Source organism: Amycolatopsis solani (assembly GCF_033441515.1).
Classification (GTDB): domain Bacteria; phylum Actinomycetota; class Actinomycetes; order Mycobacteriales; family Pseudonocardiaceae; genus Amycolatopsis; species Amycolatopsis solani.
The window spans coordinates 42,907-63,815 of sequence record NZ_JAWQJT010000001.1 but is presented as its reverse complement, the minus strand read 5'-3'; the positions used below and the strand labels follow the sequence as shown (position 1 = coordinate 63,815).

Sequence of the window (20,909 nt, the reverse complement as noted above, 5' to 3'; positions counted from 1 at the left end):
GCCTGCGGGCGGAACAGTGACGAGGACATGACGGCTAGCGCACTCACCGAGACCTCCCCGAGCGACGTCCCCGAGGACCCCGCGCCCGCGACGACGACGCGGAGCTGGGGCTCGCGGCTCGCACCGGTGCTGGCCGTGCTCGCCGGCGTCGCGGCGGTCGCCGTGCACGCCACCCGCTACGGCCACTGGATCGTCGACGACGCCGCCATCACGTTCTCCTACGCCCGCAGCTTCGCCGACGGCCTCGGCCCGGTGCTGCAGCCGGGCGCCCCGCCGGTCGAGGGCTTCTCCGACCCGACGTGGATGGTGCTGCTCGGCCTCGGCAAGCTCGTCGGCCTCTTCGACCACGGCTCGCTCTTCGGTCTGCCCGACTACGTGCTGTTCCCGAAGGCGCTGGGCCTGCTGTTCACCGGCGGCATCCTGACCGCCTGCTACTTCGCCGCGAAGCAGATCTTCACCCGCTTCGCGTGGCTGGCCACGCTGGTCGCCGGCCTGACGCTGGCGACGATCCCGTCGTTCGTCATCTGGGTCGTGTCCGGCCTGGAGAACTCGCTGTTCGCGTTCGCCGTGGTCACGCTGGCCGTGACGCTGTTCGTCGCGGTCCGCAACGATCGCCTGCTGACGCCGAAGGTCGCGCTCTGGGCCGGGGTCATGGTGGCGTTCGCCGCGCTGACCCGGCCGGAAGGCCTGATCTACGCGGGCGCGTACCCGCTGACGGCGCTGTTCCTGCTGCGCGGCGGGCTGTTCTGGAAGAGCTTCCGCCTCGCGCTGCTGTCCGTGGCGGCGTTCGCGGTGCCGTTCGGCGCGTACGTCGTCTGGCGCCACGCCGAGTTCGGCCGGCTCCTGGCCAACCCGTCGGTGGCGAAGCAGCAGGGGTTGCCCGGCTTCGACGCGGTGAAGCGCCCCTTCGAACTGGCCGAATACGCGGGCTGGGCCGGCGTCGTGGTGCTGGCGCTGGTGATCGCGTTCGCGCTGGTCAAGGCCCCGTGGCGGCGCTCGCTGATCGCGCTGCTGGTGCCGCTGGGGCTCGGCATCGTCGCGTACGGCGTGATGGTCGCCGACTGGATGTACCAGCACCGTTTCGCCAGCCCGATCTGGGCGCTGGCGGTCATCGCGGGCACGCTGTCGGCGGGCGAGCTGCTGCGCCACCGCCAGGCCCTGCTGCGCGTCGGCGTGGTCGTGGTGCTGGTGGGCGCGTTCGTCCCGTCGGCGATCGGGTTCGCGGCCGCGGCCGACAAGTTCGCGAAGAACCCCAACATCACGGCGTGCCTGGTGGCGGACCGCTTCGGCCGCGGCTTCAACACGTACGCGGACATCCTCGGCATCCAGAAGGCGTCGCTGCTGCTGCCGGACCTCGGCGGTTCGTCGATGACCAGCCGCCTCGAGCTGGTCGACATGGCGGGCCTGGTCAACAAGCCGATCGCGGACCTGGTCCACGACAACGACCTGGCGGGCCTGCGCAACTACGTGTTCGACACGGTGAAGCCGACGTTCATTCACTCGTGGGGCCCGTGGGCGGCGGGCAACGGCATCGCGCTGGACCCGCGCCTGGACCGCGACTACGTGCTGATCTACAGCAGCCCGATCGAGGGCCTCCGCAACGGCGACTGGGTCCGTCGCGACGCGGCCACCGACCCGGCGAAGCTGAAGGCGGCGCAGGAGTACGCGGCGAAGACGATCCCGGCCGTGGCGGCGGACCGCTTCGGCGGCCCGCTCGACGACTGCGGGGCGACGATGAAGCCGGGCCAGACGATCACGATGCCCAGCTGAGACTCACCCACAACGCGACCGTCGCCGCGGCCAGGCACAGCGGCGTCGTGATCGCGCCCAGCGCGTGGAACGTGCGGGCCGACGGCGGGGCCGGGAGCGTCCGGCGCCACAGCAGTGTCGCCAGTGAGCCCAGGTAGGTCGCGTTCGGGCCGATGTTGACGCCCAGCAGGACCGCCAGCAGCACGCCCGGTGCCGGGTGCGGGCCGAGGACCGAGAGCAGGATCAGCGTCGCCGGGAGGTTGTTGACGAGGTTGGCGAGCAGCGCCGCCACCCCGGCCGCGACCAGGAGGTCCAGCAGGCCGGTGGACGTCGGCAGGACGTCGCCGAGGAGGCCGCCCAGCACGTGCTCCGACACCGCCTCCACGACGACCGCCAGGCCCAGCACGAACAGGCACAGCTGCGGCGACGCTTCGGTGACCAGCTGCCACGGTCGGATCTTTCCTGTCGCGAGGGCCCGGACGCCGAGGATCAACGCCGCGAGCGCCGCGATCCAGACCGGCTCGACGTGGCCGAGCTGGCCGATGCCGAAGCCGGCCAGCGTCAGGCCGAGGACGACCAGCGCGAACGTCGGCGTCTCGAGGTGCTGCTTCGGCTCGGCCGTCTCGCGGGGACGCAGGTCGGCGGCGAAGAACCGCAGGAACACCAGCAGTTCGATCCCGATCGTGACCAGCCACGGCAACGCCATCAGCGCCGTGAACCCGGCGAACGTCAGTCCCGACGCGGCGAAGGCGAGGAGGTTCGTCAGGTTGGACACCGGCAGCAGCGTCGACGCCGAGTTGGCCAGGTGCGCGCACGCGTAGACGTGCGGGCGGGGCGGCAGCGCCAGGCCCTTCGCCGTGGCGAGCACGACCGGGGTGAGCAGGACGACGGTGGCGTCCAGGCTCAGGATCGCGGTCACTCCGGCCGCCGCGGCGAAGGTGAGCACCAGAAGCCGGCGCGGTTTGCCGTGGCAGGCCTCGGCCAGGCGGTTGCCGAGCCAGCTGAAGACGCCGTCCACACTGGCCAAAAAGGACAAAAGCAGGATGGCGGCCAGGAAGCCCAGGGTCGGGAGGATCTCGACAGCCCGTTGCCCGGCCGCTTCGGGACGGACGAGCCCGAGCAGCAACGCGAGACCCGCCGCCGGCACCGCGGCAACGGCTTCGGGCCAGCCGCGCGGCCGGACGATGGCGAAGACCAGCACGACGGCCAGCAGTGCGAGGCTGCCGGCCCCTGCCCAGAAGTTCACGTGCCCACGCTAATCGACGGCCGCGCAAGCGCCCCAATGTGGCGTTGGTTGCGTTCAACGCACCGAACGCCACATTGGGGCGCTTGCGTCAGACCCCCAGCGGCTCCGGCGTGGCCGCGCCGCGGGCCAGGTCCTGTTCCTTCGCGCGGATCACCGGCAGCACCTCCTTGCCGAAGTGCTCGACGTCCTCCAGGTAGTGCAGGAACCCGAGCAGCAACAGGTTCGCCCCGCGCTTCTTGTACTCGATCGCCCGGTCGGCGATCTGCTCCGGCGTCCCGATCAGCTTCGTCCGGAAGCCGTCGTTGTACTGCACCAGGTCCTCGAACTCCGAGTCCGCCCACATCCCCTTCGCGTCCGAAGTGGACTTGCCGGCCTGTGCCACCGCCGAGCGGAAACCCTCGACCGCCTCGACGTTGGCCTTCTCGACGATCTCCTTCAGCACCGCGCGGGCCTCGCTCTCCGAAGAACGCGCGATCACGAACCCGTTCAGTCCGAATCGGACAGTCCGGCCGGCAGTAGCGGCGTAGCCGCGCACCTCCGAAACCTGCTCGCTGAACCCGTCGAAATCCTTGCCATTGCTGAAGTACCAGTCCGAAACGCTCCCGGCCAGCTTCCGCGCCGCCGTCGAATTGCCGCCCTGGAAGATCTCCGGGTGCGGGGCCGCGACCGGCTTCGGTTTGATGTCGAAGTCGTGGATGCGGTAGAAGTCGCCGCGGAACTCGGCGTGGTCGTTGGTCCAGAGTTCGCGCAGGACGCGGATGAACTCCTCCGAACGCCGGTAGCGCTCGTCGTGCTCCAGCCACGGTTCGCCGAGGCCGGTGAATTCGCCCTTGAACCAGCCGCTGACCACGTTCACCGCCGCGCGGCCGCCGGAAATGACGTCGGCGCTGGCGATGAACTTCGCCAGCACGCCCGGGTGCCACAGTCCCGGGTGGACGGCCGCGATCACCTTCAACCGTTGTGTGGCCAGCAAAAGCGCCAAGCTGAACCCGGTCGACTCGTGCTGGTAGGAGGCGCCGTAGCTCGCGGTGTAGCGAACCTGGGAAAGCGCGTACTCGAACCCGCTGTTCTCGGCCAGCACCGCCAGCTGTTTGTTGTACTCGTAGCCCCAGTCCGTCCGCTGTTCGATATCGGACGTGACGAGGCCACCGCTCACGTTCGGGACCCAGTAGGCGAATTTCAACGGCTCTTCGAACGACATGACCCGAGTAGAGCAACGACCCGGAAACGGGTCAACGCGCGTCCGCACGGTGGGACTTGGCCAGCGCGCCACCGAGTTCCGCGCGGCCGGGGATGCCCAGCTTCCGGTACGCACCCGACAGGTGCAGCTCCACCGTGCGCCGCGTGAGGTGCAGCGCCGTCGCGATTTCCCGGTTGGTCAACCCCTGCGCGGCCATCACGGCGATGCGGTTTTCCTGCCGGGTCAAGCCGTGTTCGTTGTCCTTGGCCGGGGTCAGCGCGCGCCGCGCCGAACGCAGTTCCTCCGCCGCGCGCCGGGCGAGCGGGCGCGCGCCGCAGTGCTCGCTCAGCTCCACCGCCTGTCGCAGCGTTTCGATGGCCTTTTCGGACTGGCCGTGCCGCGCCTGCAGGCTGCCGAGCTCCGTCAGCGCCGTCGCCAGCTGCAGCCGCGCCGGGGACGTCCGCAGCGTCGTGATCGCCTTGGTCAGCGCGCGCTCGGCTTCGTCGTCCTCGCGCACGAGGCCCAGCGTCGTCAACGCCGTGCCGAGCGGGCGCGCCGCGCCCCAGCGGGCCGCCGCGTTGCTGTCCTCTTCGGCCAGCCGGGCCGCGTCGTCGGCCTGCCCGAGCGCCAGCGCGGCCCGCGCGGCGTGCGCGCGCCACGGCACGAACCCCGGGAATCGCATGCCGTGGTGGGCCAGCCGCCGTCCGCAGCTGAGCAGGTCCTCGAACCCGAAGCGGGTGTACCCGGTGGCGACGCGCAGGCGTCCCCGCGCGTACAGCAGGTAGGTGTGGGTGAACAGGCCCTGGCTGGCCACGAAGTCCATCCGGTCCAGCAGCGACGTCGCCGCCTCGAACCGGCCCAGGTCCACCCAGCACTCGACGAGTCTCGCCGCGCACAGCACGCCGACCGGGCAGGTCGTCGTGCCGCCGCGCTCGTCGAACCGGCGCAGCAGCGATTCGAAGTGCACGCTCGCGCGCTGCAGGTCACCGCTGGCCTGCAGCGCGATGCCTCGGGCCAGGGTGGGCAGCGCGCCGTGCGGCACGTGCACGTCCCACGGCTCGCGCTCGACGTCGAGGACGCGGCAGAGCCGGTCGACGTGGGCCGGCTCGTCCGCGAGCACCGCGGTGGCCAGCGTGAAGAAGTAGTGCTGCTCGAACAGTTCTCCGTCGTCGCCCGACAACGCGTCCGTGAAGTGCCCGAGCGCGTCCTGCGCGGACTCACCGCTGCGGACGGCGTCGAGCGCGAGCAGCGCCGAGCGGCTCCGCTGCGCCGCCGGGTCGGTCAGCGGCGCCCACTGCTCCTCGAAGTCGCGGAACTCCGGGGGCGGGCCCAGCCGGCTGCCCGCCTCGGCGAGGTAGGTCATGCACAGCAGCGGCCAGACGGCGTCCGGCCCGCCGGCGTCGAGCCGCGCCGCGATCTGGCCCGCCGCGCTGATCCCGAGCCGGGCGTCCTGCCCGCCGCAGAGGGACAGCAGCATCGCGGAGGCGATGAACGCGGCCGTCTCGCGGTTGCTGATCGTGTCGACGGCTTCCCGCACCCGCTTCGCCGCGGCCTGCGGGTCGACCTGGAACTCCGCGTGCGCCAGCTGCAGCAGCACGGCGACCCGGCGCCCGGACGTCAGCCGTTCCGCCAGCGCCCGCCGCAGGTGCCGCGCCGCCAGCTCGGGCCGTCCGGAGAACACGGCGTCACGCGCGCTCAGCCGGAGCACGTCCACGCCCCACGGGATCCGGATCGACGTCGCTTCCAGCAGGTGCGCGGCCACGCGCTCGACCGGCGCGCCCGTCTCCGACAGCAGCTTCGCCGCCCGCCCGTGGTTGACCGCGCGAGTCGTCTGCGGCATGTCCTTCAGCAGGGAGTTGCGGACGAACGAGTAGGTCAGCGACGGCTGGTTGCTGTTGGTGAGCACGTGCAGCCGGACCATCGTGTCGATCGCCTGCAACGCGTCGAGCTCGTCGACCCCGGCGAGCTGGGCCAGCAGGTCGAACCCGGCGTCCTCGCCGAGGATGGCCGCCGCGTGCAGGATCTCCGCCGCGTGCGGGAACTCCTGCATCCGCGTGTGGAGCACCTGGCCGATCAGCGACGAGCCGAGCTCGTGCGGGTCCGCGCCGGGCAGCAGCCGCGGCCGCAGGGCCTGCAGCAGGTACGGGTTGCCGCCAGTCGCTTCGCGGCACGCGGTGGCGAGCTCGCCGGGGGCGAGGCCGAGGATTTCGGCCGCGGCCGCGTCGCCGAGGCCGTTGAGGGTGATCGACGCCGGCGTGCAGCCCGCCATCTCCAGCAGCGCGACCTCGTGGTGCGGCGGGTGCCCGGTCAGCGCCGTCAGGAGGATCAGCACCGGCAGGTCGAGCACGCGGTTGCGGATGTAGGCGAGGCACCGCATGGACCAGGCGTCGGCGAGGTGCACGTTGTCGATGCCGAGGAACAGCGGCCCCCGGCCGGCCGCCTCGCGGACGAGCCCGAAGAAGAGTTCGAGCGCTTCGCTCTCCCCGGCCGGTCCGCACAGCTCGGCGGTCCGCGGGCGCGGCGCGCCGGGTTCGCTCAGCGCGTCCGCGAGCTGGCGGGCGAGCCCGCCCGGCAGGTGGCTCTCCAGCCGCGACCCGGTGGCGATCGCGACGGTGAAGCCCGCGTCCGCGGCCAGCGCCGCGACGGTGTGGAGGGTGGCGCTCTTGCCCATGCCGAACTCGCCGACCAGGACCGCGCTGGCCGCCCGGCCGCCGAGCGCGGCGGGGAAGAGGCTGGTCAGACGGCTGAGCTCGGGCTCGCGGCCGGGGAGCCGCGGGGCGGGACGCTTCGGTACCGAAGCCCCGCTGACGGGGTTCTCGGGATTTACTTCGGTATCCACCGTAAGGACTTTCATGTTGGGTTGGGGCAGACTACTGGAATCCGGCCGACCAGGGGAGATCCCGCGGAGCGCGGCCGGAACGGGCCACGACACGAGCAGGGGAGACGATGGACGCAGCCGATGCGAACCGGTCCTTCTCCTCGGCCGGCCCCGCCGCACCCCCGTCGGGCAGCGGGTAGCCGGAGCCGCCGCGGGGGAGGTACCCGAGCCGGTCCGCCTCCGCCAGCGCCTCGCCCACCGAGCGGAACTCGGCCACCAGGACCCGGCAGCGCGCGCAGCCCCGCAGGTGCGTTTCGAACTCCGCCGGATCGTCGAGGACGCCGAGCCCGTGCGCCGCGGCGTCCCGGTGCTTCCCCGTCATCGCACCGCCACTTCCCCGAGCGCCTTCCGCAATTGCCGCATCGCCGTGTACAACCGCGATTTAACGGTTCCTTCCGGAATTCCCAGAATTTCCGCCGCCCGCCGAACGGTGTTTCCGGCGAGGTAGGTCTCGTAGATGACGGACTGGTATTTCGCGTCCAGTTCTCCCAATGCCCGAGTAATCGTTAGTGCGGCTAACGAACTGTCCGCCCGGTCGGCCGACTCGGTGTTTTCCGGGATGTCCAGAGCGACCTCCTGCGGGCGGACCCGGCGATTTCTCCAGCCGTCGATGACGATCCGGCGGGCCACCGTGAGCAGCCAGCCGCGCAGCATTCCGGGGTCGCGTTCGAGGGTGTCCGAGTGCTGCCACGCGCGGATCATGGTCTCCTGCACGACGTCTTCGGTCCACTGTCGGTCGTGGTTGGTCAGGGCCAGTACCTGCGCGAACAGGGTGGCGCGGAAGTCCTTGTACAGCAACGGGACGAGATCGTCCGCCGGATCGGCCGCGACGGCGGCCGCGGTGGCGGACGAGGCGTAGCCGAGCTGGCCGCGACTTTCTCTGCCCAGTGCTTCCATAAAGCTCGCAACCTCACCTGACTGGCGGACCGTGGGGCCATCGGAGCGTAGCGCAAAACCACTTAATAGGCCATATGCATTAGTTTCCGTGCCCCATTAGCGTCGGCGTCGACGACGCGCGTTCAAGATCGGTTCAGAATGTGTCTTGTGATGCACGTCACAGGTCACTAAAAGGTGACATCGAGAACCGGATCACACCTTTCCGCCGTAGCTGGATGTGAGGACTCCTTCGCGAAGGGACAACGGGGATGCCGCTCCGATTCATGGCGCTGCTGGCCGCCGCGGCCGCGTTCGCGCTCGGGTGCGCGCTCCCGGCGGCCGCGGGCGAACTGCAGCAGACCGATCGCGGCCTGCTGACCCGGCTGAAGCAGCACACGCTGTGGGCCGGGCCGTCGAGCAGGCTCGCCGCCGAGCGGGCCGTCAACCGCCGCGTCCGCGCGGTCGCCGTCCGCATCGCCGACGACCAGGCCCGCCTCGACGTCGCCCTGCGCGCGGTCGCCGACCGGCTCGCGATCACCCTCCCGGGGGAACCGACCGGCCAGGAGCGCGCCTGGGCGGAGGAAATCGCCGCGGACTCCGGCGACGCGTTCGACCGCGCCTACGTCAACCGGCTCCGCGCCGAGTACGGCAGCCTCTTCGCGCTCGCCTCCGACGTCCGCGCCGGCACCCGCGACGACGACGTCCGCGCGTTCGCCCAGACCGCCGTCGACACCGCGCTCGGGCACCTGACGCTCCTGGAGAGCACCGGGCTCGCCGAAACCACGTCCCTGCTCGTGTCCGCCACCGAAGCCGACACCCTCGGCGGCGGCGACCTCGCCGCCGGTGCCGTCCTCGTGGCCCTCGCCGCCGTCGCCACGTTCGGCCTGCTCCGCCTGCTCGGAACTCCCCGCACGACCCCGCCGCGCACCCGGAGGTAGCCGCCCATGTCCCCCTCTGCCGCACTGGTCCCGGTGTCGCCGCACGACACCGGGATCGCCGAGGCGGCCGCGCTCTCCGGCCGCCTCACCTACCTCTGCATGTGCCTCACCCTGTGCTGGGGCGTGCTCGCCGCCACCGGCTGGGTCCGCCGGCTCAGCGGCCAGGACGCGCTGCGCACCGGGCACGTCCTGCTCGCCGCGTTCACCCTCGCCACCGGCACCGTGCACGGGCTGACCTTCCTCTTCCTCGAGGACGACCCGTTCGGCGCCGCCGACCTCCTGCTGCCCTTCTACGACGGCGCCCCGCGGCACGCGCTCGGCATCGCCGGTCTCGAGCTGGTGATCGCCGTGTCCGTGACGGCGGGCCTGCGCCGCGGCGCACGCGAAGGCCGCTGGCTGCGCTTCCACCAGGCCGGCTACCTCGCGATCGGCCTCCTCGCCGTGCACGCGTGGCTCGGCGCCGTCTCGAGCGGGCACCTCGCCGTCGTCTGGCTGGCCGGTCTCACCCTGCTCGTCCCGCCGGTGCTGCTGTCGGTCCTGCGGGTGCTGCCCGCCGCGGTGCTCGCCCGCGCCGGGCTGATCACCCCGCCCGAGCCGGAGCCGGCGGCGCTGCGCGTGGACGTCGACAGCGACCGGTGCCACGCGTACGGCGTCTGCCAGAGCGAGGCGCCCCAGGTGTTCCAGCTCGGCCAGGACGGACGGCTCGAGTACGAGAAACGCCCCGGCGCGGGGGAGGCCCCGAACGTCCGCGCCGCCGCACGCGCCTGTCCCATGCGAGCCATCCACCTGCTGGGAGCGATCAGATGACTGAACGCATCGTCATCGCCGGAGCCGGACTGGCCGGCCTGCGCGCCGCCGAACGGCTGCGCGAACTGGGGTTCGACGGCGAGGTCGTCGTCCTCGGGGCCGAATCCGGCATCGCCTACCACCGCCCGGCGCTGTCCAAGCAGCTGCTCACCGGTGCGGTCAGCCGCGCCGACACCCTCCTCGCCGACCCGCTCGAAGTGGACGCGGAATGGCGGTTCGACACGCCGGTCACCGCGCTGTCCCCGCACCGGCAGGTCGTCCACCTCCGCGACGAGGAACTCCGCTACGACGGCTTGATCATCGCCACCGGCGTCGAACCCCGGCGCCTGCCGGGCGCGCCGCACGGCCACCCGCGCGTGGTCGTCGTCCGCACCCTCTCCGACACCGTCGCCCTCCAGCGCGCGCTGGCCGGCCACCCGGGCCCGGTCGCGGTGATCGGCGACGGCTTCATCGGCTGCGAAGTCGCGTCCAGCCTCCGCGAGACCGGCCGCGGCGTCGTCCTCTTCGGCCGGTCGCGCCCGCTGCTGGCCGACGTCCTCGGCCCCGACATCGGCGACTGGCTCACCGCGCTGCACACCGCCCGCGGCGTCCACCTGGAACTCGGCACGACGATCCGCCGCTGGCGCCCGGGGACGACGTCCGTCGGGCTCGAGTTCGCCGACGGCCGCGCGCTCGACGTCGCGTGCGTCGTCGTCGCGGTGGGGAGCGTCCCGGCGGTGTCGTGGCTGCGCGGCGCGAAGCTGCCGCTCGACGACGGCGTCGTCTGCGAACCCACCTGCCACGTCGTCGGCTCGTCGACGATCGTCGCGGCCGGCGACGTCGCCCGCTGGCCCAACCTCCGCTACGACCCGGCACCGCGGCGCGACGAACACTGGCTCAACGCCGTCGAAATGAGCCGCGCGGCCGCCGAGAACCTCCTGGCGGGGCCGCAGGGCGCGCGGCCGTACACGCCGGTGCCGCGCTACTGGTCCGAGCAGCACGGCGTCCGCATCCAGGTCGCGGGCCGCCCCGCGCTGGCCACCGACACGGTCCTGCTGGAGTCGCCGGTGCCCGGCACGCGGCCCATCACGGGCTTCGTCCGCCACGGCAGGCTGGTCGGGCTGATCGGCCTGGACAGCCCCGCCGCCGTCCTGCACTGGACGGCCGAACTGGCCCGCCAGCACCCCGCGCCGGCCCGCCACCACACCGAAGCGGTGGCGGGCTACTGAGCTACCATCCTGGCTGCGGACGAGCTGGCAGGGCGGCCGCGGGCCGGGGCGACCCGGCCCGAGGAAAGTCCGGACTCCACGGGGCAGGGTGGTTGCTAACGGCAACCCGGGGTGACCCGCGGGAAAGTGCCACAGAAAACAGACCGCCCCCGCCTTCGGGCAGGGGTAAGGGTGAAACGGTGGTGTAAGAGACCACCAGCGTCCCGGGTGACCGGGACGGCTAGGTAAACCCCACCCGGAGCAAGGCCAAGAGGGAGCTTTCGAGCTCCTGCGCAGGCGTTCGAGGACGGCCCGTCCGAGCCTGCGGGTAGGCCGCTGGAGCCTGCCGGCGACGGCAGGCCGAGATGGATGGCCGCCGCCCCGGGAGCCGCGAGGCGACCGGGGAACAGGATCCGGCTTACATGCCAGCTCGTCCGCCCCTCCTTCACGCTCACGCTCGTGAGTGGCAAGTCGGGTTAGAACCCGACTTACCACTCACGACCGCAGGCGGTTCCCCGCGGGGTTACCCGGTAGTAGGGTGCCGCTATGGCGGGTGACGAGAAGCGGTTCAAGTCGGCGTTCGATTCCCTGCACGCTCTGGCGTACTTCGCCCCCGAGGTGGACGAAGCGCTCACCGGAGCCGGCCTGCGCCCCGGGCGGATGCCGTACTTCGCCGGGCGGTCCGCGGCCATGGGCGCCGTCGGGCCCGAGGTCGTCGCGGCCACCTTCTACAACTTCAACCCCGAGGTCGTCGCCCGCGTGATCCCGCGCGCCTGGACGCTGGCGACACCGGAGCAGGTCCTCGAAGCCCGCGTCGACGGCGTCGACAAAGCGCTGACCAGGCTGCTCGGCGACCACGTGAAGAGCGACGAGGTCGCCGAAGCCGCCGAGCTCGCGCGCGAAGCCACCGCCGGCTGCACCGCCGAAGGCCGCCCGCTCTACGCCGCGCACGCGGGGCTCGGCTGGCCGGGCGAGGCGCACCTGGTGCTCTGGCACGCGATCACCCTGATCCGCGAGTACCGCGGCGACGGCCACATCGCCGCTCTGGTCCTCAACGGCCTGAGCGGCGTCGAAGCCCTGGTCACCCACGTGGCCACCGGCCGCGGCTTCCTCACCGCCACGGCCAAGCTGACCCGCGGCTGGAGCGACGAAGAGTGGGCGGCCGCCGAAGCCCGGCTCGTCGAGCGCGGTCTCCTCGACGCCGAGAGCCGGCTGACCGACGAGGGGGCCGCGCTCCGCGACCGCGTCGAGGTCGCGACGGAGGCGGCCGCGCGGGGGCCGTGGGAGCACCTGGGCGAGGAGCGGACGGCCCGGCTCGAGGAACTTTGCCGCGGGTTGAGCCGGCGGGTGGTCGAGGCCGGGGCGTTCCCGGAGGGTGTCTTCGCGAAGCGCCGGGCCTGACGTTCGGGATCACGCGAGTCGCAGGGTTGCGGCAGTGTCGGCACTCACGGTGAACAAATGCCGGGCGTCGGGGTGAGTTCGTTAGTGCGTCGAGAATTTCGGGTGGCCGGGTTTGCCCCTGAGAGCCCTCGTCACGATGGTGTGGGCGTGGAGTTTTGGTGGGCCAGGCGCACCGCACCGGTTGACAAGGCAGCTGTCGTTTACGCAGCGCGCTTTGACCACTACAGCTCGTAGCTTCCATGATGGTGTTCGAAGCTACCCGGACAGCGTGAAGCTGTCGGCTCAAGCAAACGGGGCGCCCCCTGCTGCAACAGGCGACGCCCCACCACGACAAATCCGCACGCGACTAACGAGCAGGAGAATGCCGCATGTCCAAGACTAACGGCAGCAGACGACGTGGCCCAGCCTCGGAGCCTCGTCACACCTTCTGGTGGGCAGTGGTCAAAATCTTGGCCAGCAAGAAGTTGCATCGACGTTGTACTGAATATGTGCACCTGCTCGGCAGGATCGCGATCACCTTGGTTGCTCTGGCCGCGGTGGTCCTTTTGGTTCGAGGGCCGGACTTGGCCGCGGTCATGCACGACTTGGTCGCCGCCCGCGTCCTTCCGAAGGTCGCCGGCTGACTGCCCCGAGGTGATCCCTGGTGGGCTCGGCTCGTGGTGGTCGAGCCCACCAGGGGTGTAAAGAAATGATCACGCTATGTAGTGAAAAATGTGTGAAGTCCAGCGCGCCCTGTGACGGACGGCCCAGCCTCTCAAGATCGAGATGGCCGCCGACCGGCCGAAGGGTTGTCACAGAACGGACTCGTGCGACACGGCCGTTCGGGTCATGTCACACTGTTCCAGGCCGCACACCGGCCACGGTGCCAGTACCCACAGTGAGCAAATCCCGGGCATTGGGGTGAGTTCGTCAGCACACTGAGAAGTATGGGTGGCCGGGGTTCAACCCGAGGGCCCTTGCCGCGATGATGGTGGGCGTGGAGATTTCGTGTGCCACGCGCACCGCACCGGTTGAAGAGGCAGCCGGTATTCACGCAGCGCGCTTTGACCACTACCCCTCGTAGCCCCCATGATGTTGTTCGAAGCACCGCCTGAGCCAGAACCGCGCGGCCCCCACCGCGCACCGGGAGTATCGCGATGACGACCTTGACCACCCTCGACACGCTGGCCGCCGGCGAGCTGGGCACGGGAAACGTGCGCACCTGGCTGATCGACAACATCATTCCGCTGGTGCTGTTGGCCGTAGCGCTCCTCCTGCTCTGGCTCGGTGGCGGCAAGGGCGACAACGCCGGTGTCATGCGCCGGCTCGCCGGTGTCGTCATCGCGCTCGCCATCATCGGACTCGCGGTCAGCGGCGCCGGCGTCAACGTGGGCCAGTGGATCGCCGGCCTGTTCACCGGCTGAGGCGGGGCCCGCGTGCGCATCAGGACGGATGACGAGGTCTACCGGGTCGACGCCGTGTGGCTCGGCCCCCCGAAAGCGACTTTTCCCTGGAGAGCCCGGTACGTCGCCTGGCTCATCGGCATCCCGACGTTCTTCGTCGTGCTCGGCGTCGAACGCTGGGCGGGCTGGAGCTTCGGGTTCTTTTCGACGGCGTGGGCGTTCGTCGCCACCATCGTCGTGACCCGGCTGCTGACCGCCAAGATCAGCCACGAGCGCCCGCTCGGCGCCGTGGTGGCGATGGCGGGGCGCGAGCTCAACACCCCGAGAGAACTGACCACGGGCACGGGCGGCGCGGTGAGCGCCAGCCGGGTCCGGGTGCGGGCCGAGCGCCCGCTGCCGAAGCACCGCCGGAGGCGGCAGTACCAGCACCACGGCGGCCAGCCGGGTGCGGCTCCGCCCATGCCACCCTCGACGGGGGCGCGCCGCGCCACCGCGCCGGTTCACCAGGGAGCACCACGAGCGCGCCGGGGCCGCGGCAACGCGGCCCGGGCCGGGAGGTAGTCGTTGTTCGGTCGCGGCGATAGCCGAGGAAAACGGGGTCGGGACGCACACTCGGGCGCGTGGCAACCGCCCGAGCAGGTCCGCGCGTCGCGGAACGGCTCGGGTGGCAAGACCCGGCGCTTGACCGGGGAGCAGGCGATTCCCGCGTATACCCCGTCGATCGCGGTGCGAAGCATCGACGGGCACCTGGTCCGCACCGGGTTCGAGGTCTACGCCTGGTACCGGCTCGCGCCGCAGCGCTGGTCGTTCCGCTCGGACTCGCAGCGGCGCGACCTGATCGCGGCCATCGCCGGCCAGTACGCCGAGCTGCAGGGCCGCTGGCTGCACCTGCGCGTCACGAACCGGCCGTACCCGATCCGGATGTGGGCCGAGGCGCACGTCTACAACGCCCACAACCGCCCCCAGGACGTGCCGGGCGCGATGTCGTTCGACGACTACCTGATCGGCGAGCAGCAGCAGCTCATGGGCCGCTCGATGGCCGAAAAAGAGGTCTACATCGGCGTCCAGGTGCAGACCCGGCGGATGGTCGACCGCGCGGTCGAGCGCGCCGCGCCGGTGCTGCGCAAGATCCTGCCCGAGGCCGTCGACGCCGAGCTGAGCGCGCTGGACTCCGAGGTCGAGCACCTCGACCAGGTCATCGGCAGCGCCGGGCTGGAAGGCCGTCCGGTGCACGCCGAGGAGATGTCCTGGCTGATGCACCGCTCGTGCTCCCTCGGCCTGCCCGCGCCGCGGAACATGCCCGCCGTGCCGGGCGCGGCCTGGGAGCCGGAGGACCTGGCCAGCTTCACCGACGCGGCCGACTTCTACGCCGAGCCGTACGCGCCGACGGTGACCGTCCGCGGCCGCACCGGCTCCAACGCCGGCGTCTCGCGGCACCTGGCGGTGCTGACCGTCGGGCAGATGCACGGCCTGCAGATCCCCGAGGTCGACGACCCGTGGATCCAGCACGCCGACCGCCTGCCCGCCGCGGTCGAGGTGTCCGCGCGCATCTACGTCCGGCGGCCCGAAGAGGTCGCCGGCGAGCTGCAGCGCCAGATGAACAAGGTCCGCTCGCAGGTCAAGCACTACACCGACGAGCACGAGCTGGAGCCGCCGCAGTCGCTGTCGCGGCAGGCCGGGCGCGTGCTGGAGATCGACGACGAGATGACGTCGGGCTTCACCGCGCTCGCCACCCGCGTGCGCTCGTGGTGGCGGCTGGCGGTGTCCGGCCCGACCGAGCGCGACGCGCTGCGCCTGGCCCAGCAGCTGCTCGACCTGTACAAGCCGAAGATCGCCATCGAGCACCCCGAAGCCCAGTACGCGCTGGCCAGGGAGTTCATCCCGGGCGAGCCGCTGGCCTCGGCGGCGTACATGCGCCGCGGCTCGGTCGTCTGGAGCGCTTCGGCGGTCCCGACGGCGACGGCGGAGGTCGGCGACCGCCGCGGCATCCTGCTCGGCGAGACGTGCACGGCGACCCGCCGTCCGGTGGCCTGGGACCCGTGGATGGCCCAGGAGATCCGCGACGGCTCCGGCCTGACGGCGATGGTCGCGGGCCTGGGTGGCGGCAAGTCGTTCCTCGGCGGCGGCATCGTCTACAAGACGCTGCGCGCGGGGGCGAACTGGACGATCCTCGACCCCTCCGGCCCGCTGTCGCGGCTGTGCGACCTGCCGGAGCTGCGCCCGTACGCGCGGCCGATCAACCTGCTCAACGCCCAGCCGGGGATCCTGAACCCGTACCGGGTGGTCGCCGAGCCGCTGATCGAGCACTTCATGGACGAGGACGACCCGGAGCGCTCCTGGCGCCGCGAGAAAGCACTGGCCGGCGCGACGCGGCGACGTCTCGTGCTGGACGTCCTGACGGGTGTCCTGCCGTACGAGGTCTCCCGGATGGCCCAGACCCGGATCGTGCTGCTGCGCGCGGTGCGGGCGGTGGGTGGCCGCTTCGACGCGGACCCGGGCCAGGTCATCGACGCGCTGCGGCGGGATTCTTCGGAACACCACGAGCACGCGGGCGTCGTCGCGGACTTCCTCGACGAGATGCGCGAGCGGATGGCGCTGCTCATCCCGGAGGCGGACGCGGACCCGTACTCGGAGACGCGTGACGACCGCCTGACGGTCCTGACGATGGCCGGGCTGACGCTGCCGAAGGACGGCGTCCCGCGCGAGTACTGGACGGACGCGGAATCCCTCGGCGTCGAGATGCTGAACCTGGCGGCGTGGCTGACCCAGCGGTCGGTGTACGAGAAGCCGAAGGAGATGCGCAAGGGCGTCTGGATCGACGAGGCGTTCTTCCTGTCCGAGGTCCCGACCGGGCGCGTGCTGATGAACCGCTTCGCGCGCGACTCGCGGAAGTGGAACGTCCGGGTCCTGCTGTCCTCGCAGATCCCGGCGGACTTCCTGAAGATCCAGGGCTTCGTGGCCCTGCTGGACTCGGTGTTCGTCGGCCGTCTCGACGACGACGACGCCCAGGCGGACGCGCTGCGCCTGCTGAAGGTCCCGGTCGGCGTCGGCTACGAGCAGGTCGTCGCGGCTCTCGGACGTCGTCCGGGCGCGCAGCGAAGCGGTCTCGAGCGCGACGTCGAGCCCCGCCAGTTCATCTTCGGCGACGGCGCGGGCGGCGTGGAGCGCATCCGCGTCGACTTCTCCGGCCCGCACCTCGACCACCTGCGGTCGGTGATGGACACGACTCCGGGCTCGAAGGACGCGGCATCCCCACCCCGCCGGCCCGGCAACGAGCTGGCACTGCCGCCCAACGGAGTCCCGCCGGAGAAGCCGTTCGTGGCCACCCCGCCGGAGGACGACATCGAGCTGGAGCAGGACTTCGAGCTGGCGGCCGAACTGGAGGTCGGCCTGGCCGACGAGAACCTCCTGGGCGCGCCGGACCCGCTGGCGTCCGAGACCGGGGAAGTGGAGGGCGGGGTGCAGCCGTCCAACGGGCAGCAGCAACACGCCCGCACGGGTGGAAAGGGCGGCACCGGCCGGGACGCCGCATGAACACCGTGGCGACACTCGCGGTCCTGCTGACGATGGCCGCGGGGTGGCACTCGCTCAAGCGGCGGATCAAGGAAGGCCCGCGGCCGGGCCGCCGCACCCCGGGACGCAAGGCGACGATGTTCGCCGTCATGCTCGTGCTCGGTCTCCAGGCAATCGCGACCGCCCCGGCGGCGAGCGCGGCAGCGTGCGGCGAAGCCCCCAACCCGGAACGCCCCGGCGCGGGCATGGTCGGCGCGATCGACCCCGCCGAAGGCCACGGCGAGGCGGGCAGCGCCTACGTCGACTACAGCTACGCCGGGTTCGTCTGGAACACCTTCGAGACGAACTGCTCCGGGCTGAGCCTGACGCCGCCGGGCTCGACGCTCGACACCTGGGGCGGCAACCAGCTGTTCAACCTGGGCAAGAACATCGTCGGCGCGACGAACTCGCTGCACTACACCGTGCTCGAAGGCGGCCTGCTCAACCCGATCTACAGCGCGGTGAAGTCGGGCGCGGAGAAGGTCTACAACAACATCTACGCCCAGCTGTTCGGGCTGGTCGCGCTGGTCATGTCGATCATGTTGTTCCGCAACATCTGGCGCGGCGACCTCGCCGCGGTCAGCAAACGGGCGCTGTACGCGCTGGCCGGTGTCTGGCTCGCCGCGTCGTCGCTGGCGATGCTGCGGTACTTCGACCCGATCGACAAAGCGATCGTCCAGACCACGACGAACATCCAGGCCGGTTTCGTCGACGACTCCGACAACCGGGTCATCCGGCACGTGCTGCCGACGAACCTGCACAACGAGATCGTCTACAAGAACTGGGTGCGCGGCGAGTTCGGTTCGCCGACCGCGCCGCAGGCCGACCAGTTCGGCCGCCCGCTGCTGGACGCGCAGGCGTTCACCTGGGCGCAGCTGCGCAACGGCGACGACGGCAACCAGGCCGTCATCGACGGCAAGAAGAACGCCTACAAGGACATCTCCACCAAGCTCGGCCCCGCCACCGGCTACTTCACCGGCGAAGCCGGCGGCCGCACCGGCGCGGGCTTCCTCTCCCTCGGCCAAGCCCTCGTCTACTCGCTCTTCCAGCTCCTGGCGAAAGCGTCAGTGCTGCTGGCCCAGGTCCTGATCCGCCTCTTCGCGCTCACCGCGCCGCTGATCGGGCTCGTCGCCCTGCTGCACCCGGAGATCCTGCGCCGCGTGCTCAAGGTCGCCGGCGGGGTCGCCTTCAACCTCGTCGTGCTCTCCGTCCTCGCCGGCGTGCACGCCCTGCTCCTGCAGGCCATCTTCGACGCCGGCAACTCGCTGAACATGCTCACGCAGATGGTCCTCGCCGGGCTCATCACCGTGCTGCTGTTCATGGTCGGGCGGCCGGTGCGGCGGCTGTGGCAGATGGTCGAGATGTCGGTCAGCATGGTCGGCGCCGCCGTGCCGTCGCCCGGGGGCGGGATCTTCTCTCGCTTCAAGCGCAACCGCAGCGGGCCGACGCCGCAGGACGAGTTCTGGCAGACCGTGCGGGACACCGACGACGTCGTCGACGGCGAGCAGCGCGGTCCGCTCGGCGCCACCGCCGGTGGTGGCCGGTTCCGGCCGGAGGCCACGATCTTCGCCAACGCCCAGCGGCTCGACAACGCTTCGGGCGCCGCCCGCCCGGCGGCCGCCTGGTCCGGGGCCTGGCCGGGCGCCGTCGGAGGCGGCGGGGCCGCGGGCGCGCTGCCCGCGGGCGGCCGTCCCGGCTCGCCGGTGTTCGGCCAGTACAACCCCGCCAACGGCGACCCGGGCGACTACGTCGTCGTCGGGTCCAACGGCAGGCCGACCACGCGGGAGGAGAGCCGGCGCGTCGACACCTCGCCGGTGGCCGACCGGCGGTGGAACGACGAGCCCGAGCCCGTCGTCGTGCCGTCCGACCTGCGGGCGCCGGAGGCTGGGTTCAACGACTACCCGGCGCAGGACGCGGCCCGGGCGCCGGGTGTGCGCGCCCAGCCGCGTCGCGTCGACCCGGAAGTCGTCGCCGGCAAGCCGGTGTTCGTGCTGTACCGGCCGTCGCGGGGCATCGAGGTCCGCGAGGAACCGCGGGACACCGACCAAGTCATGGGGCGGTGACCGATGCCGATCCGCACCAACCGCGGCCGCGCCGCGGTCTACCGGCGCCTGTGGGGCTGGCCGCTGCGCTCGCCGCGCCACCTCATCGGCGCGCTCGTGTTCCTCGCGATCCTCATCACCGCGCTCGGCATCGTGCTGCCCAAGGTCGTCGGCAAGCCGCAGGCCAAGGCGTCGCCGGCCACGGGGACGACCACGTCGGTGACCAGGACCGCGCCGGGCGTCGCCGCGCCGGTGCCGACGTCGAACCTGCCGACGCGGCTGTCCACGCCGCTGGCCACGCCGACCCCGGCGCCGCCGAACGCCGACGCGATCCGCGTCGCCAAGGAGTGGGCCGCGGCCTGGGTGAACCACCCGGCGGGCATGACGTCCGAGCAGTGGCTCGCGCAGCTGAAGCCGTTCACCACCGAGGAGTACCTGCCGGTGATGGGCTCGGTGGACCCGGCCAACATCCCCGCGACGAAGGTCACCGGTGAACCGGTCGTCGGCACGTCCTACCCGAACTCGGTGCAGCTGACCATCCCGACCGACGGGCCCAAGCTCGCGATCACGATCATCAGCACCAACGCGGGCTGGCGCGTCGCCGACTACGACCAGGCGAGCTGAGCGTGCGGCGCCTGGGGTTGTGGCTGGGGCTGATCGTGTTCGTCGCGATCGGCGCACTGGTCGTGACCGCGGTCGCCGCGAAGGTCGTCATCGACAACCAGCAGGCGCAGGCGCGGGGCGTGTCGCTGACCAGCTGCGACGCCTCGGTCGGGCCGACGCAGCCCGGCCAGGGCGAGCGCGGCACCGTCGACGCGTCGAAGCTCGACGACGAGCAGCGCGGCATCGTCGCGGTGATCATCTCGATCGGCAAGCAGCGGTCGCTGGCGCCGCGCGCGTGGCAGGTCGCGATCCAGGCCGGGATGACCGAGTCCGGGCTGCACAACCTCACCTACGGCGACCGGGATTCGCTGGGCATCTTCCAGATGCGCCCGTCGATGGGCTGGGGGACGGTGGCGCAGGTCACCGACCCGACGTACGAGGTCAACAAGTTCTACGACGTCCTGCTCGCGGTGCCGGACTGGGAGAACAAGCGCCCGGGCGACGCGGCGCAGGCGGTCGAGCGCTCGGGCTTCCCCGACCGCTACCACAAGTGGGAGCCGATGGCGGCGACGCTGGTGGAGAACGTCGGCCAGGTCGTCGACGTCGTCGCCTGCGGCACCGGCCTGGGCCAGCTGCTCCCGCCGAGCCAGGCGGCGGCGAAGGCGATCAGTTTCGCGCTGGGCGAGCAGGGGAAGCCGTACGTGTGGGGCGCCACGGGCCCGAACTCGTACGACTGTTCGGGGCTGATGCTCCGCGCGTACGAGTCGGCCGGCATCATCCTGCCGCGCGTGTCCCGCGACCAGTACCACGCCGGCGCGCTGCTGCCGGTCGCCGAGGCGCAGCCGGGTGACCTGATCTTCCTGGCCACGGATCCCTCGGACCCGAACAGCATCCACCACGTGATGATGTACCTGGGCGACGGCAAGGTCGTCGAGGCGCAGCAGACGGGTGTCCCCGTGCACACGCGGCCGTTCCGGTTCGACGAGGCGGAAGTCGTTCCGCAGGCGGTCCGCCCCGGCGTTTAGCATGGGTCGCAGAGGGCCTTGACACGAATCGGCCGATTCACCC

17 protein-coding genes and 1 other RNA gene are annotated in these 20,909 nt (G+C 71.6%); 13 read left to right on the top strand and 5 right to left on the bottom strand.

The window, feature by feature from the left end; all coding sequences use genetic code 11:
• Positions 1 to 27 precede the first annotated feature (27 nt).
• On the top strand, positions 28 to 1,770 hold the full coding sequence (locus tag SD460_RS00260; protein WP_290058093.1) for a HAMP domain-containing protein: 1,743 nt from the start codon (positions 28 to 30) through the stop codon (positions 1,768 to 1,770).
• Here the strand turns inward: SD460_RS00260 and SD460_RS00255 are convergent.
• The 5 genes from SD460_RS00255 to SD460_RS00235 form a co-directional block, all read right to left on the bottom strand.
• Positions 1,754 to 2,995: an SLC13 family permease gene (locus SD460_RS00255; protein WP_290058092.1), complete on the bottom strand. Its 1,242-nt coding sequence runs from the start codon at positions 2,993 to 2,995 to the stop codon at positions 1,754 to 1,756. The two genes, SD460_RS00260 and SD460_RS00255, sit on opposite strands and share 17 nt — an antisense overlap.
• Positions 2,996 to 3,083: 88 nt before the next feature.
• Positions 3,084 to 4,196, bottom strand: a complete 1,113-nt coding sequence (gene sfnG, locus SD460_RS00250; RefSeq protein WP_290058091.1) for a dimethylsulfone monooxygenase SfnG — start codon at positions 4,194 to 4,196, stop codon at positions 3,084 to 3,086.
• A 31-nt stretch (positions 4,197 to 4,227) separates the two neighbouring features.
• Positions 4,228 to 7,014 (bottom strand): AAA family ATPase, encoded by a 2,787-nt coding sequence (locus SD460_RS00245; protein ID WP_318305749.1) that lies wholly within the window; start codon positions 7,012 to 7,014, stop codon positions 4,228 to 4,230.
• A 31-nt stretch (positions 7,015 to 7,045) separates the two neighbouring features.
• A complete protein-coding gene (locus SD460_RS00240) occupies positions 7,046 to 7,375 on the bottom strand; it encodes a hypothetical protein (RefSeq protein ID WP_290058089.1) in 330 nt (109 codons plus the stop codon).
• Positions 7,372 to 7,950, bottom strand: a complete 579-nt coding sequence (locus SD460_RS00235; protein WP_290058088.1) for a sigma-70 family RNA polymerase sigma factor — start codon at positions 7,948 to 7,950, stop codon at positions 7,372 to 7,374. Before SD460_RS00235 ends, SD460_RS00240 begins: the two co-directional genes overlap by 4 nt.
• A 248-nt stretch (positions 7,951 to 8,198) precedes the next feature.
• On the opposite strand from SD460_RS00235, the gene SD460_RS00230 reads away from it, so the two are divergent.
• The 12 genes from SD460_RS00230 to SD460_RS00175 all read left to right on the top strand — a co-directional run bounded on the left by SD460_RS00230 (position 8,199) and on the right by SD460_RS00175 (position 20,866).
• Positions 8,199 to 8,867 (top strand): DUF4142 domain-containing protein, encoded by a 669-nt coding sequence (locus SD460_RS00230; protein ID WP_290058087.1) that lies wholly within the window; start codon positions 8,199 to 8,201, stop codon positions 8,865 to 8,867.
• Positions 8,868 to 8,873: 6 nt separating this feature from the next.
• Positions 8,874 to 9,674 carry a ferredoxin gene (locus tag SD460_RS00225; protein ID WP_290058086.1) on the top strand — a complete coding sequence of 267 codons (801 nt, stop codon included), beginning with the start codon at positions 8,874 to 8,876 and terminating at the stop codon, positions 9,672 to 9,674.
• Entirely contained in the window at positions 9,671 to 10,882 is a 1,212-nt protein-coding gene (locus SD460_RS00220) for an NAD(P)/FAD-dependent oxidoreductase (RefSeq protein WP_318305744.1), read from the top strand. The genes SD460_RS00225 and SD460_RS00220 overlap by 4 nt, the downstream gene beginning before the upstream one ends.
• A 20-nt stretch (positions 10,883 to 10,902) precedes the next feature.
• Positions 10,903 to 11,298, top strand: an RNA gene (gene rnpB / locus SD460_RS00215) — RNase P RNA component class A.
• A gap of 109 nt (positions 11,299 to 11,407) precedes the next feature.
• Positions 11,408 to 12,262 carry an SCO6745 family protein gene (locus SD460_RS00210; protein ID WP_290058084.1) on the top strand — a complete coding sequence of 285 codons (855 nt, stop codon included), beginning with the start codon at positions 11,408 to 11,410 and terminating at the stop codon, positions 12,260 to 12,262.
• A gap of 449 nt (positions 12,263 to 12,711) precedes the next feature.
• Positions 12,712 to 12,885, top strand: coding sequence for a hypothetical protein (locus SD460_RS00205; protein ID WP_290058083.1), 174 nt, complete (start codon positions 12,712 to 12,714; stop codon positions 12,883 to 12,885).
• A gap of 513 nt (positions 12,886 to 13,398) precedes the next feature.
• Positions 13,399 to 13,665, top strand: coding sequence for a hypothetical protein (locus SD460_RS00200; RefSeq protein ID WP_125307003.1), 267 nt, complete (start codon positions 13,399 to 13,401; stop codon positions 13,663 to 13,665).
• Positions 13,666 to 13,677: 12 nt separating this feature from the next.
• Positions 13,678 to 14,205 (top strand): hypothetical protein, encoded by a 528-nt coding sequence (locus SD460_RS00195; RefSeq protein WP_318305738.1) that lies wholly within the window; start codon positions 13,678 to 13,680, stop codon positions 14,203 to 14,205.
• Positions 14,206 to 14,208: 3 nt separating this feature from the next.
• Positions 14,209 to 17,178: an ATP-binding protein gene (locus SD460_RS00190; RefSeq protein WP_318305736.1), complete on the top strand. Its 2,970-nt coding sequence runs from the start codon at positions 14,209 to 14,211 to the stop codon at positions 17,176 to 17,178.
• Positions 17,175 to 19,259: a magnesium transporter gene (locus tag SD460_RS00185; protein WP_318305734.1), complete on the top strand. Its 2,085-nt coding sequence runs from the start codon at positions 17,175 to 17,177 to the stop codon at positions 19,257 to 19,259. Before SD460_RS00190 ends, SD460_RS00185 begins: the two co-directional genes overlap by 4 nt.
• A gap of 3 nt (positions 19,260 to 19,262) precedes the next feature.
• On the top strand, positions 19,263 to 19,862 hold the full coding sequence (locus SD460_RS00180; protein WP_290062852.1) for a hypothetical protein: 600 nt from the start codon (positions 19,263 to 19,265) through the stop codon (positions 19,860 to 19,862).
• A gap of 17 nt (positions 19,863 to 19,879) precedes the next feature.
• A complete protein-coding gene (locus tag SD460_RS00175) occupies positions 19,880 to 20,866 on the top strand; it encodes a C40 family peptidase (protein ID WP_438860714.1) in 987 nt (328 codons plus the stop codon).
• Positions 20,867 to 20,909: the final 43 nt, after the last annotated feature.

Excerpts from the sequence above, each read along its gene's own strand:
- SD460_RS00260 (WP_290058093.1), top strand. The coding sequence starts at position 28 with ATGACGGCTAGCGCACTCACCGAGACCTCCCCGAGCGACGTCCCCGAG.
- sfnG (WP_290058091.1), bottom strand. The coding sequence starts at position 4,196 with ATGTCGTTCGAAGAGCCGTTGAAATTCGCCTACTGGGTCCCGAACGTG.
- SD460_RS00240 (WP_290058089.1), bottom strand. The coding sequence starts at position 7,375 with ATGACGGGGAAGCACCGGGACGCCGCGGCGCACGGGCTCGGCGTCCTC.
- SD460_RS00235 (WP_290058088.1), bottom strand. The coding sequence starts at position 7,950 with ATGGAAGCACTGGGCAGAGAAAGTCGCGGCCAGCTCGGCTACGCCTCG.
- SD460_RS00230 (WP_290058087.1), top strand. The coding sequence starts at position 8,199 with ATGCCGCTCCGATTCATGGCGCTGCTGGCCGCCGCGGCCGCGTTCGCG.
- SD460_RS00225 (WP_290058086.1), top strand. The coding sequence starts at position 8,874 with ATGTCCCCCTCTGCCGCACTGGTCCCGGTGTCGCCGCACGACACCGGG.
- SD460_RS00220 (WP_318305744.1), top strand. The coding sequence starts at position 9,671 with ATGACTGAACGCATCGTCATCGCCGGAGCCGGACTGGCCGGCCTGCGC.
- SD460_RS00210 (WP_290058084.1), top strand. The coding sequence starts at position 11,408 with ATGGCGGGTGACGAGAAGCGGTTCAAGTCGGCGTTCGATTCCCTGCAC.
- SD460_RS00200 (WP_125307003.1), top strand. The coding sequence starts at position 13,399 with ATGACGACCTTGACCACCCTCGACACGCTGGCCGCCGGCGAGCTGGGC.
- SD460_RS00185 (WP_318305734.1), top strand. The coding sequence starts at position 17,175 with ATGAACACCGTGGCGACACTCGCGGTCCTGCTGACGATGGCCGCGGGG.
- SD460_RS00180 (WP_290062852.1), top strand. The coding sequence starts at position 19,263 with ATGCCGATCCGCACCAACCGCGGCCGCGCCGCGGTCTACCGGCGCCTG.